8 protein-coding genes and 1 tRNA gene are annotated in these 12,880 nt (G+C 67.0%); all 9 read left to right on the top strand.

Features of this window, described 5'->3' with window-relative positions; genetic code table 11:
- Nucleotides 1-23 precede the first annotated feature (23 nt).
- The 9 genes from JOF48_RS01860 (at nt 24) to JOF48_RS19810 (ending at nt 12,864) form a co-directional block, all read left to right on the top strand.
- Nucleotides 24-1,823 carry an ABC-F family ATP-binding cassette domain-containing protein gene (locus tag JOF48_RS01860; RefSeq protein WP_209676776.1) on the top strand — a complete coding sequence of 600 codons (1,800 nt, stop codon included), beginning with the start codon at nt 24-26 and terminating at the stop codon, nt 1,821-1,823.
- A gap of 427 nt (nt 1,824-2,250) precedes the next feature.
- Nucleotides 2,251-3,099 (top strand): type IV toxin-antitoxin system AbiEi family antitoxin domain-containing protein, encoded by an 849-nt coding sequence (locus tag JOF48_RS01855; protein WP_209676774.1) that lies wholly within the window; start codon nt 2,251-2,253, stop codon nt 3,097-3,099.
- 146 nt (nt 3,100-3,245) lie between these two features.
- Nucleotides 3,246-3,320, top strand: a tRNA-Gln gene (locus tag JOF48_RS01850).
- A gap of 102 nt (nt 3,321-3,422) precedes the next feature.
- Nucleotides 3,423-4,892, top strand: coding sequence for a bifunctional UDP-N-acetylglucosamine diphosphorylase/glucosamine-1-phosphate N-acetyltransferase GlmU (glmU, locus tag JOF48_RS01845; protein WP_209676772.1), 1,470 nt, complete (start codon nt 3,423-3,425; stop codon nt 4,890-4,892).
- Between the two features lie 39 nt (nt 4,893-4,931).
- Nucleotides 4,932-5,912: a ribose-phosphate diphosphokinase gene (locus JOF48_RS01840; protein ID WP_209676770.1), complete on the top strand. Its 981-nt coding sequence runs from the start codon at nt 4,932-4,934 to the stop codon at nt 5,910-5,912.
- A 233-nt stretch (nt 5,913-6,145) separates the two neighbouring features.
- Nucleotides 6,146-6,721 (top strand): 50S ribosomal protein L25/general stress protein Ctc, encoded by a 576-nt coding sequence (locus JOF48_RS01835; RefSeq protein WP_209676768.1) that lies wholly within the window; start codon nt 6,146-6,148, stop codon nt 6,719-6,721.
- A gap of 8 nt (nt 6,722-6,729) precedes the next feature.
- Nucleotides 6,730-7,302, top strand: coding sequence for an aminoacyl-tRNA hydrolase (gene pth, locus JOF48_RS01830; protein WP_209676766.1), 573 nt, complete (start codon nt 6,730-6,732; stop codon nt 7,300-7,302).
- Nucleotides 7,303-7,525: 223 nt separating this feature from the next.
- Complete coding sequence (locus JOF48_RS19965; protein ID WP_209676764.1) at nt 7,526-10,132, top strand: helix-turn-helix transcriptional regulator; 2,607 nt, start codon at nt 7,526-7,528, stop codon at nt 10,130-10,132.
- The gene (locus tag JOF48_RS19810; RefSeq protein ID WP_209676763.1) at nt 10,129-12,864 is read left to right on the top strand and encodes a LuxR C-terminal-related transcriptional regulator; all 2,736 of its coding nucleotides are present in this window, start codon (nt 10,129-10,131) and stop codon (nt 12,862-12,864) included. Before JOF48_RS19965 ends, JOF48_RS19810 begins: the two co-directional genes overlap by 4 nt.
- The last annotated feature ends 16 nt before the right edge of the window (nt 12,865-12,880 follow it).

The raw sequence follows: 12,880 nt of genomic DNA, 5'->3' as shown, positions 1-12,880 counted from the left end.
CACCTTTTAGGAAAGTGGTACACGTGGCTCATCTGCTGGGCGGAGAAAATCTAAGCATCGCCTTCGCAACCCGGACCGTGCTCGACGGCGTCAGTGTCGGTTTGGAGGAGGGCGACCGGATTGGCATTGTGGGCCGGAACGGTGACGGCAAGTCCACGCTGATGCGACTGCTGGCCGGGCGGCAAACGGCCGATTCGGGCCGCGTCACCGTGCGCGGCGGCGTCCAGGTCGGGTACCTGGACCAGTCGGACGTGCTCGACGGCGACGACACCGTGGGCTTCGCGATTGTGGGGGAGGCGGCCGACCACGAGTGGGCCTCCAACCCCAAGATCCGCGAGATCATGGGCGCTTTGGTGGGCGAGGTGGACTGGCACGCCAACATCCACTCGCTCTCCGGCGGGCAGAAGCGCCGCGTTGCGCTGGCCAAGCTGCTGATCGGCGATGACGACGTCATCATGCTCGATGAGCCCACCAACCACCTCGACGTGGAGGGCGTGGCCTGGCTGGCCAAGCACCTCAACGCGCGCTGGCGCGCCAACGAGGGCGCCTTCCTGGTGGTCACCCACGACCGCTGGTTCCTGGACGAGGTCTGCAACCGGACCTGGGAAGTCCATGACGGTGTCATTGACCCGTTCGACGGCGGTTACGCCGCCTACGTCCTGGCCCGCGCGGAGCGTGACCGGACCGCCTCCGTGATGGAGAGCAAGCGCGTGCAGCTGGTCAAGAAGGAACTGGCCTGGCTGCGCCGCGGCGCCCCGGCCCGCACGGCCAAGCCCAAGTTCCGCATCGAGGCCGCCAACGCGATCATCGCCGACGTCCCCGAGCCCCGCGACACCGTGGCCCTGTCCAAGATGGCCACGGCCCGCCTGGGCAAGGACGTGCTGGACCTGGAAAACGTGTCGCTGACGTACGGCGAGGGGGAGAACGCCAAGGAACTGTTCAAGAACATCACCCTGCGCCTGGCACCCGGCGAGCGACTGGGCCTGGTGGGCGTCAACGGTGCGGGAAAGACCACCCTGCTGCGACTGCTCAACGGCGAGGTCACGCCGTCGTCCGGCAAGGTCAAGACCGGCAAAACCGTCAAGACCGCCGTGCTGACGCAGGAGGTCCGCGAGCTGGACGACGTCCTGGACATGCGCGTCATCGAGGTCATCGAGCGGGAGAAGCGCTCCTTCGACGTGGGCGGCAAGGACATGACGGCCGGGCAGCTCGTGGAGCAGCTGGGCTTCACGAAGGACAAGCAGTGGACCATGGTCAAGGACCTCTCCGGCGGTGAGCGCCGCCGCCTGCAGCTGCTGCGCCTGCTGGTGGGGGAGCCCAATGTGCTCATGCTCGATGAGCCCACGAATGACTTGGACACGGATACCCTGGCCGCCGTGGAGGACGTGCTGGACGGCTGGCCGGGCACCCTGGTGGTTGTTTCGCACGACCGCTACCTGCTGGAGCGCGTCACCGACCACCAGATGGCCCTGCTGGGAGACGGCAAGCTGCGCGGCCTGGTCCGCGGCGTCGACGAGTACCTGGAACTGCGCGCGGGTGCCGGTGTTGGGCCGTCCTCCGGGAGCCCTGCTGCTGCCGGCGGCAGCGCCGCACCTTCCGGTCCGTCCGAGGCGGAGAAGCGCGATGCCCGCAAGGTGCTGAACCGCCTGGAGCGCCAGCTGTCCAAGAACTCTGCTGCCGACGCCAAGATCCACGCGCAGATGGCCGAGAATGTGGGCAACTACGATCGCCTGGGCGAGCTGCAGGACAAGCTGGCCAAGCTCGCCGCCGAGCGCGAGGGCATGGAGCTCGAGTGGCTCGAGGCCTCCGAGGTGCTCGAGTAATTCCCTGGGCCTGCGCGCCTCTGGGTGCTCGGTGGGTGCCAGCGCGCTGTTCTGCGCAGAGTTAGGCTCTGCCGTGACGCACAACAGTGTTGTGCGTCAGGCCAGCACCTAGCCTTGCGCAGAACAGCACGCTCTGATGCTGAAATGGCTGGAGACAGCTGAAAACTCCAGAAATGCGGACGCTTTTCTGTCTTGCACGCCGCCGGGTGCTGGGTGGGTGCCACCGTGCTGTTCGGCGCAGAGTTAGGCTCTGCCGTGACTCAGAACAGTGTTGTGCGTCAGGCCAGCTCCTAGCCTTGCGTAGAACAGCACGCTCCTGAGAGCCCAGAACGGCATTCATTCCTCCACAGGCCTGGCTGGGGCACGTTTCGCCCACATTTTCGACGACGGGCTGCCGCCGACGGTGCTTGTAGCGAAACATGGTGCCATGAGCGACAGCAGAAGCCCCGACTGGGTGCCACTTGACGCCTTGGTTGCTTCACTTGGCGGGGTTGCACGGCAGAAAGACCTGTTGGGCCACGGCGTGTCCACCCGCCAGATTCGGGCCGCCGTCGAAGGCGGGCTGATTTTTCAGCGGGCCAGGGGCGTGTATGCAACTTTCCAAGCCACGCCCGAGGATGCGTTTCTTGCGGCCCACCAGGCCCGCCGTACCTGCCTGAGCAGGGTGGCGGGGCTCGGGCTGTGGGTTCTGGAGCAGCCCAAACAGCTGCATGTTGCCGCGGCCCACGGCAGGCCGGTTCCCGGCTGCGTCGTCCACCGTGTCTCGGGCAAACAGACCCTGGCAGATGTCCTGCAGCAGTGCGTCCGGTGCGGTACTGAAGTCGAAGCCCTGGCCGTCCTTGAATCCGCCGTCGTCAAAAAGCAATGCTCCATCAACTATCTGCGGAACTCCTTCCAAGGCCGTGCGGGTGCCGCCGCGCGGGCCATCGTGGAGATGATCGACCCCCAGTCCATGTCCATCGCGGAAACATGCAGCAGGTACCACCTGCGGAGGGCGGGATACAACGTTCAGGGCCAGGCCTATGTTCGGAATGCGGGCCACCTGGACCTGTTGATCGACGGCATACTTGGCCTGGAAATTGACGGGGAAAAATACCACAACGATCCCAGGGCCTGGAAAGAGGACCTCCAAAGGGACACCATGTACGTGCTCGAGGGCATGTGGCGGCTGAGGATCCCCGCCGATGTCGCCTTGTACCATCCGGAGGTGTTGCTGGCGTGGGTGGAGCAGGCCCTTGCCCGCATCCGTTCCGGACAGCGGCACGAGATGCGGTGACTGCGGGCAGCCGCGGGCGCCGCTGTGAGCTTGGCCACCCCGCGCCGCCAAATTCCGCGGCGGGCCCGCGCCCAACTCGCGAAAGTCGCCGTGGCCGTGGCACACTATATTCTCGTGAGCTTCCAGCAACGGCTGGTGGTGCATGGTCCGCCCTGGTGTAATGGCAGCACCCCAGCCTTTGGAGCTGTGGAGTATAGGTTCGAATCCTATGGGCGGAACCACTTGGCAAAAGCTCAGGCACCTGTGCCGAGCAGGTACCATGGAATAGTTTCCCATTGCGTACGTTTGAAAACGGACTTGTGTCCGGGCAGGAGTGCCACTTAGTGAGCCCCCAAGACAACCCCACGAACAACCCGGCAGCCGTCATTGTTTTGGCCGCCGGCGCCGGAACCCGGATGAAGTCCCGGACACCCAAAATTCTGCACCCCATTGGCGGCATCTCCATGGTGGGCCACGCGATGGCTGCAGCCCAGGGCCTGGCACCGGAGAAGCTGGCCGTGGTGGTCCGCCACGAGCGTGACCTCGTCGCCGCCCACATCGCGGCGCTGGATGAAACCGCCATCATCGTGGACCAGGACGAGATCCCCGGCACCGGCCGCGCCGTCCAGCAGGCCCTTGAGGCGCTCGACGCCCAGGCGCCGGTTGAGGGCACCGTGGTTGTCACCTACGGCGACGTCCCGCTGCTCACCGCCGCACTGCTCACCGAACTCGTCGCTACGCACAACGCGGACGGCAATGCCGTCACGGTGCTGACCGCAGTCCTCGACGACGCAACCGGTTACGGCCGCATCCTCCGCAACCCCGCCGACGGCACCGTCCTGGGCATCCGCGAGCACAAGGACGCCACCGACGAGGAACGCGAAATCCGTGAGATCAACTCCGGCATCTACGCCTTCGACGCCGCCGTCCTGCGCAAGGCGCTCAAGTCCGTCACCACTGACAACAACCAGGGCGAGATGTACCTCACCGATGTCCTGTCCCTGGCCAGGTTCGACGGCGGCCGGGTCGCCGCGGTCTCGACCACCGACCGCTGGCAGGTGGAGGGCGCCAACGACCGCGTTCAGCTGGCCGCGCTCGGCACCGAGCACAACCGCCGCATCGTTGAGGGCTGGATGCGCGCCGGCGTGTCAATCATCGACCCCGCCACCACCTGGATCGACTCCACGGTGGAGCTCGCCGAGGACGTCACCATCCTGCCCGGCACCCAGCTGCACGGCACCACCACCGTGGCGCGCGACGCCGTCGTGGGTCCCGACTCAACGCTCACCGACGTGCAGATTGCCGAAGGCGCGGAAGTCACCCGCACCCACGGCTCCGGCGCCGTGATCGGCGAGGGCGCCCACGTTGGCCCCTTCACCTACCTGCGCCCCGGCACCGTGCTGGGCGCCGACGGCAAGATCGGCGCGTTCTACGAGACGAAGAACGTCACCATCGGCCGAGGCTCCAAGCTCAGCCACCTGGGCTATGCGGGCGACGCCGAGATTGGCGAGGACACCAACATCGGCTGTGGCAACATCACCGCCAACTTCGACGGCGTCAACAAGCACCGCACCGTCATCGGCTCGGGCGTGCGCACCGGATCCAACACCGTGTTCGTGGCGCCCGTAACAGTGGGGGACGGGGCCTTCACCGGCGCCGGCGCCATTGTCCGCAAGGACGTCCCGGCCGGCGCACTGACCATGAGCGTCGCCCCGCAGCGCAACGCCGAGGGCTGGACCGAGGCACACCGCCCCGGCAGCGTCTCCGCCCAGGCCGCGGGCCAGGCAGCCACCGCTGCAGCCACCGGCAACTAAAACTTCTCACCACCCCCACCACATGCGAGAAAGAAAATCATGAGCGAACTTAGCCATAACGTCGACAAGAAGCTGGTGCTGGCAACCGGCCGGGCGCACCCCGAGCTGGCCGAGGAAGTTGCACGCTGCCTGGGCACGGAGCTCCTGCCCATGTCGGCCTACGACTTCGCCAATGGTGAGATCTACGTCCGCTCCGGCGAGAGCGTGCGCGGCAAGGAAGTCTTCATCATCCAGGCCCACCCGGCCCCGCTGAACAACTGGCTCATGGAGCAGCTCATCATGGTTGACTCCATGAAGCGCGCCTCCGCCCGCCGCATCACCGTGGTGGCACCGTTCTACCCGTACTCGCGCCAGGACAAGAAGGGCCGCGGCCGTGAGCCCATCTCCGCCCGCCTCGTCGCGGACCTGTACAAGACGGCCGGCGCCGACCGCATCATGAGCGTTGACCTGCACACGGCCCAGATCCAGGGCTTCTTCGACGGCCCCGTGGACCACCTGTTCGCGATCCCGCTGCTGGCCGAGCACATCCGCAAGGTCATCGGGGACGACGCCGTCACCGTAGTTTCGCCCGACACCGGCCGCGTGCGCGTGGCTGAGCAGTGGGCCGAGCGCCTGGGCGGGGCCCCCCTGGCTTTCGTGCACAAGTCCCGCGACTTGACCGTGCCGAACCAGGCCGTGTCCAAGACCGTGGTGGGCCAGGTTGAAGGCCGCACCTGTGTCCTGATCGATGACATGATCGACACCGGCGGAACCATCGCCGGCGCCGTGAAGGTCCTCAAGGACGCCGGCGCCAAGGATGTCATCATCGCCGCAACGCACGCCGTGTTCTCCGACCCCGCCGCCGAGCGCCTCGCCAACTGCGGTGCCCGTGAAGTCGTCGTCACCGACACCCTGCCGATCCCTGCCGAGAAGCGCTTCGAGACCCTCACGGTGCTCTCCATCGCGCCCCTGCTGGCACGTGCCATCAAGGAAGTCTTCGAGGACGGCTCAGTCACCAGCCTGTTCGACGGCGACGCCTGACCTTAAGTCTCTACCGCTGGCGGCCGCTTCCCTTCACCGGGAGGCGGCCGCCGGCGTCTGTGCAGCCGGTCGGGAGCCCGCCGTCGTTCTGCTAAACTTGACCAGTAAACCTTGGCGAGGGACCTGGCACCATCGGGTCCGTGATCGACTGGGTCCCACAGCTCCGTAACTTTTGTGATGGATTGTGTTGACCTGTTTAGTCCACGCCCACCACACAAGAAGGAGCTATTTTTATGTCTGAATTGAACCTCACCGGCGAAGCCCGCAACGAGTTCGGCAAGGGCGCGGCACGCCGCATCCGCCGTGCCAAGCAGATCCCTGCTGTCATCTACGGCCACGGCGCAGCCCCCCTCCACCTGGTCCTGCCGGAGCGCGAGACCGTTCGCGCGATCCGCGGCGCCAACGCACTGCTGACCATCACCCTCGACGGCGAAGAGCACCTCGCCCTGGTGAAGGACGTCCAGCGCGACCCCGTACTGCAGATCGTCGAGCACATCGACCTGCTGACCGTCCGCAAGGGCGAAAAGGTCATCGTTGACGTTCCCGTGGTCCTCGTTGGCGAGCCCGCCCCGGCCACAGTTGTCAACCAGGAAGAAGTTGTTGTCAGCGTCTCCGCCGACGCCACCAACGTCCCGGCACACATCGAGGTCACCATCGACGGACTCGCCGCCGGCCAGCACGTCCTCGCCGGCGACCTCGTCCTGCCTGCAGGCGTCGAGCTCGTCACCGAAGCAGACCTGCTCATCGTTCACTTCGCCGAGCCGGTTGTTGTCGCCGAGGTTGAAGCTGACGAAGCAGCTGCAGAGTAATCTCACGCATGAGTGACACTTGGCTTGTAGTCGGGCTCGGGAATCCCGGGCCCGGCTACAGCCGCAACAGGCACAATATTGGCTACATGGTGGTTGAGGAACTTGCCTCCCGCCTGGGAGCCGGTTTCAAGACCCACAAAGCCAAGGCCCTGGTCGCCACCGGCCGCCTGTCCTCCGGCGGGCACAAGCTGATCCTGGCCAAGCCCACCGTCTTCATGAACCTCAACGGAGGCCCGACGGCGGCACTCGCCAAGTTCTACAACCTCCCGGCCGCGAATGTCATCGCCGTCCATGACGAAATCGACATCCCCTTTGACACTGTCAAGGTCAAGCTGGGCGGGGGAGAAGGCGGCCACAACGGGCTGCGCGACATCTCCCGGACGCTGGGGACCAAGGACTATTACCGGGTGCGTGCCGGTGTGGGGCGCCCGCCCGGACGTGCCGATGCTGCCAGCCATGTGCTGCGCGATTTCTCCACTGCCGAGAACAAGGCGCTGCCGTTCCTGATCGACAATGCGGCCGACGCCGTCGAACTGCTGGTCAGCGACGGGCTAACGGCGGCCCAGGACAAGTTCCGCTAGCCTTTACGTCGGGCACATTTAAGAGTTTAACGTCACAATCGCTGTTAGAATCACCCTAGGCCACACCCGTTTGTGTTGATCCACGGGTATGACGTGGCTCAGAGGGTGACTACGTATGACGAATGTGTGGGGATTGGCCGCAGCGCAACGACTATTACTGGGGGAGTCGCAGTCTCAACGGCGGGCACTGGGTGCAGGTGAACGGCGTCAATGGTCTTCACTGGTGCGCCAAGGGGACATTGAAGTTGTCCAGGCACACCTGGCCGACCCGCTCCTTCATGGTGCCGTCATTTTGGGTCCCCGCGGCGTGGGAAAGACCGCGCTGTCCCGCAATGTGGCCCGCCGCATCGGCTCCACCACCCACGTCGTCAATCTTTTTGGCACAGGAGTGCCAAGTGATGTCCCCTACTCCATTTTCCCCGTGCAGCTGGCCCGCCTCAACGCCCGACAGAGCGAAAGCCCCGCGGCGATTCTTGGCGCCATGGTGGACCAGGTCCTGCAGGAGGCCAATGGCCGCCCCATAGTGCTGAACCTGGATGACCTGCCCGGCATCGACACCCTCAGCATGGGCGTGCTGATGCACCTCGTGCTCAGCGGCCGGGCCAAGCTGTTGGTGGTGGCGCGCACCATTGCGGACCTGCCCGAGGACCTTGCCTGGATGCTCAAGGATGGCCTGCTCGCCCAGCAGCGGCTGGCGCCGTTCTCGCGTGCCGAAGTGCGTGAGCTTCTGTCCAAGGCGCTGGACGGGCCAGTGGCGGAAGCGGTGGTGGCCCAGCTGTTTGCATTCAGCGCCGGAAACCCCCTGGTCCTGCAGGCCCTGGTCCATGAATACCTCGGCAGCGGGGCCTTGAAATCGAACGACGGCGTCTGGGTGCCGGCGGGGCGGTTTGGCCGCTTCTCCGATGATGTCCTGCTGGAGCTGGTGGAATCGCGGCTTGCACGTGAAAGCCCGCAGCTGCGCACGTACATTGAGAAGTTCTCGCTGCTCAAGGAAGTGCCCCTTGCCATGGCCATCCAGGTGTTGGGCGCCGACGCCGTCACCTCTTTGGAGGAGCGCGGCTTCGTGGTGATTGCCGCGGACCGGCGCAAGACCGTGGGCTTTGCCGAACCCTATGTGGGGGAGACCATCCGCAACCAGATGAGCGCACAGCAGAAGGGCGCGTATTTCCAGGAGCTCTCCTCCGTGCTCTCCCTGGATGCGGAGGACTTGAGCCCGCAGGAGCTGCTGATGTTGGCCAGCTGGCTCAACGAAGCCGGCATGGCCATGGAACCTGAGGTGGCGCTGGCCGCAGCACAAGCCGCGCTTCAGCTGTTCGACCCCCAGCTGGCACTGGCCTGCGCCAACCATGTGCCGCCCGGCCATCCGCTGGCCGTTGCCGCAGCCCAAAAGCGCAGCCGGGCCCACCACGCCATGGCAGGCTACAGCAAGGCCGCGACCGTCCTGGAGAACTTTCCGCCCGAGGTCCTGGATGCGCTGACGGCCCCGGAATATGCCTCGTGGGCACAGGACCTGGCTGTCTCCCTCGTGTGGCAGCCAAACGCCATGCCGCGCATCCGGCAGATCCTGGACCGGACGTGGGAGAAAGTCCAGCAGGCCGAGGGCACGGAGCGGGCCGAGGCGGAAAAGTTCTACAACTTGGCGCGCTTTGAGGTCGCCGTCAATCGGGGTGAGTTTGGCAAGGTCATCCATGACCTGAAGATTGCCAGCAAGGATCCCTCTGACCGCAGCTACCGGCTGAACAGTTCCTCGCTGCTGACCATGGCCCTGGCCGCCACCGGGCACGAGCGCGATGCCGTGGAGCTCTCGGAGGCGGTCGACGCCGAGGCGGCCCGCCACAACGTGGTGGTGCGCCTGCACGACTGGCACTTGTACGGGCGCATTGTGGCCCTGACCTGGAGCGGGCAGTGGCGCCGTGCCGAACGTGAACTGCAGCAGGCCATCGAATTTTCCAACAGTTCCCTGCACTACCGGGGCGGGGCGCTGGAGCTGTCGCTCGGCATTGCCTACGCCTCCGCCGGCCGGGACATGGAGGCTGCGGAGATCCTGCTGTGCGCCGCAGCCCAGCTCGAGGTCAGGGACACCTACACCGGGCTGGAACTGGTGTACTCGGTGCTGGCCTGTGTCTACGCACGGCTCGGGGACCCCGACCACGGCTGGCGGTACCTGGCCATGGCCAAGGCGGCCGGCCCGCACGTCACGTGGGTCAACCGGACCCTGTCCGACCACTTCCAGGCGCTGGCCGCCCTGGCGCTCGGCGACGAAGGTGCCGTGGACCGGCTCGCCGAGCTGGCCGGGGCCGCCTTTGCGGACGGCAACGCCACCCCGGCCACCGCCATCCTGTTGAGTGCCGTCACCGCCGGCGCCCCGGGCCAGTACGAACTCCTGGACCAGATGGTGCAAAACTGCCAGGGCCCACTGGCGACGGCCGGGCGGCTGCTGGCCCGGGCCGCCGTCGAGGGCAGTGCCCAGGCGGCCCTGGAAGCGGGAGACCGCGCCCGCGAGATGGAATTCACCCATCTCGAGCGCCATGCCAACGAGCTGGCACTGCGGCTGGCCAAGGCGCACGGGGACAGCAGGCTGCAGCGGGAGGCGAAGAACCGCCTGCGCGGCGTGGTCCCGGAAGAGCAGCAGGACCTGGCGCCGGGCGTAGTGCCGCTGACCCCGCGCGAACTGCAGGTGGCCAGGCTGGCCATCCGCGGAATGGGCAACAGGGACATCGCCGCCAAGATCGGCGTCTCGGTGCGCACCGTCGAAGGCCACCTCTACCAGGTTTTCGCCAAGCTGGGCATCACCTCGCGCACCGACCTTGAGAAATGGGTCCACCTGTGACGGGGTTGCTGCACAGCGGCGCAGGTGCCGGCAATGAGCCCTTTTGCCGTGAAGACGAGCTGGCGGACATCATCTCCGCCATTCGCGCCGAGGACTGCCGCGCCGTGTTCGTGACCTCCGACAGCGGCCTGGGCGCCTCCACCATCCTGCAGCGGCTGGGCCGCAGTGCCAGGGACTACGTCCCGGTCCTGTCCATCCACGGTTCCCAGTCGCTGGCCCGAATCCCCTTCGGCGTCCTGGCACCGTACCTGAACCTTGCCGACACCGCCACGGAATCCTACCGGCTGGAAGTGCTGCGCCAGGTGCTGGCCGTCCTGGACGCGCAGCAGGCAGTCCTGGACGGGCCGCCGGACGGACCCGGGGCACCCCACCCGGACCCGTCGGTCGTGCTCGGCAGCGGCGACCTGCCCCTCCTGCTGCTCGACGACGCCCACGCCATCGACCCCGGCACGGCGGAGCTGATTGTCTCCCTGGCCATGGCCGGAACGGTCAACGTGGTGGCCTCGCATTCGGTCCGGCACGGGCTGCCCGAGCCGCTGCCCAGGCTGTGGGCCACCGGCCTGGCGGAGAACATCGTGCTGAACCCGCTGACGCAGCAGCAGGGCCACGACTACTGCGAGGCGATGCTCGGCGGGCCCGTCTTTCCTGCCACCAGCTGGCAGTACTGGTTCACATCCGGAGGCAACCCGCTGTTCCTGCACCTGTTGGTGACCGAAGGCCTGGAGCGCGGCAGCCTGATCCACCAGGGAGGCACCTGGCTTGATGAATACCAACTGGTGCCGCATGGCCGCGGGCTGGAGGATGCGGTGAAGGCTGTGCTGCGCGGCCTTACGCCGGAGGGCCAGCAGGCGCTGAACCTGGTGGCCCTGGCCGAGCCGCTGGCGGAATCGGCGCTCAAGGGCCTGGTCGCGCCCCGGGCGATCCGCGAACTGCTGGACTGGCCCCTCATCGCCCGGCAGCCGCCGTCGTCCGACTTTTTGGTCCTCGCCAACCCCATCTACGGCCAGGTGATCCGGGACATGGTGCCGGTGGCTCAGAGCAGGGTGCTCCACGAGCGGCTGATAGGGGACTTGACGCACGACGGCGGCACCAAGGAATCGCTGTTGCGGCGGGTTTTGTGGGCGCTTGAGGTGGGCGTCGACGTTGGTGACGACACCCTGCTGCGCGCCGCGGTGCTCGCCACGAAGCTGTTCCAGTCGATCACGGCGCTGGAGCTGGCCAAGCAGATCAAGGGCCGGGACTTCCAATTCCGCGCCGTCATGGTCAGGGCCCGGGCCAAGTACAACCTGGGCGACTACAAGGGTGCCTTCACCCTCATGGAGTCGCTGCCGGCGGACGCCGCAAGCGTGCAGGACCTCACGTTCGGGGCCCTGCTGCGCGCCTCCACCCGCTCCGCCCTGGGCATGCCGGTGTCCACGCTGCTGTCGGACGCGCAGGACCTGCGGGAGGCGGGGCGGAGGCTGGCAGCGGCCGAGCCGGAGCAGGCGGACATGATCGGCGCCTACTCGCAAAGCAGTGCGCTCATGGTGGAGCTGATGGGGCTGTCGCGGGCCGGGCGGTACGCGGAAATGACGGAGCTGACACAGCTGCTGGAGTCGCTGCACGGACTGCCCACCGCGGCCGACCGCCTCAACCGGACGATGGCGCTGACCATGGACGCTGAACGGCTGATCGCGCAGGGCCTGCCCGAGCAGGGGTCCTCACGCGCGGCGGAGGCTTTTGCACTCGAGCATTCCGAGGAAAACGACGTCTTCTTCCTGCCCGAGAACATCATGCTCCGCCACCTCACCGCACTGCTGTGCGCCGGCTACTGGCAGGCGGCCACCGGCGTCATGGACCAGTTCGGCATGGAGGACGGGCCCATCATGTTCTCCTTCGGGGGCGGCGCCAGCGTGGTCCGGGGCATGGCCATGGTCCGGGCGGGCTCCTACGAGGATGCGCTGACGGTGCTCACGGCCGGGCTGGACGCCCTGCGGCTCAGCGACCCCCAGCAGCTCCTGGGGTACTGCACCGCGCTGGCGGCCTTCTGCTCGGCACGGCTGGGACGGCGCGAGGAGGCCGCAGCCCTGATCGACGCCCACGTGGACAGCACCGGAATGCACGTGGTGCTGGCCCATGAACAGGCCTTCCTTGCGGCCGCCCGCCACACCCTGGAGCCCGACGGCGGATGGCTGGCGCAGCTGATGGTGCAGGCTGACGCTGCGCGGGACTCCGAGTCGAAGATGCTGGAACTGAACGCACTGGCACTGGCACTGGAGTTGGGGGATGAAGGCGTTGCGGGACGGCTGGCGGCCGTGGCCGCGGAAGTGGAAGGGCCATGGGCCCGCGGGATCGGCCGCTTCGCCGCGGCGCTGCACGCCGGCGACGGTGCCGGGCTGAAGGAGGCCGGGGATCTCCTGGCCGAGGCAGGCGTCCTGGGCCTTGCGCACGCCGCCCTGACCCGGTCGGTCGCTGTCCTCAACGGCACCGGCAGGCGGGAGCAGGCCAAGAAGGTCCGGGCGGACCTGCGCAAGCTTTCGTCCACGGTACCGGCCATACCCGCCAGGGTGGACGCCGCCGGTGAACTGACCAAGCGGGAACGCCAGATCGCAGGGCTCGCAGCGCAGGGCCTGAGCGACAAGGACATCGCCGCCGAACTCACCCTGGCGGTGCGCACCGTGGAGGGCCACCTCTACCGTGCCTACGCCAAGTTGGGCATCTCCGCCCGCGAGGACCTCGCCGACTCCCTCTGATCCCGCCCCCTGTGGA

This window comes from Arthrobacter stackebrandtii (assembly GCF_017876675.1).
Classification (GTDB): Bacteria; Actinomycetota; Actinomycetes; order Actinomycetales; family Micrococcaceae; genus Specibacter; species Specibacter stackebrandtii.
Note: the sequence above shows the minus strand (reverse complement) of the source record. Positions and strands in the feature narration are given on the sequence as shown.

Excerpts from the sequence above, each read along its gene's own strand:
- JOF48_RS01840 (WP_209676770.1), top strand. The coding sequence starts at position 4,932 with ATGAGCGAACTTAGCCATAACGTCGACAAGAAGCTGGTGCTGGCAACC.
- pth (WP_209676766.1), top strand. The coding sequence starts at position 6,730 with ATGAGTGACACTTGGCTTGTAGTCGGGCTCGGGAATCCCGGGCCCGGC.
- JOF48_RS01835 (WP_209676768.1), top strand. The coding sequence starts at position 6,146 with ATGTCTGAATTGAACCTCACCGGCGAAGCCCGCAACGAGTTCGGCAAG.
- JOF48_RS01855 (WP_209676774.1), top strand. The coding sequence starts at position 2,251 with ATGAGCGACAGCAGAAGCCCCGACTGGGTGCCACTTGACGCCTTGGTT.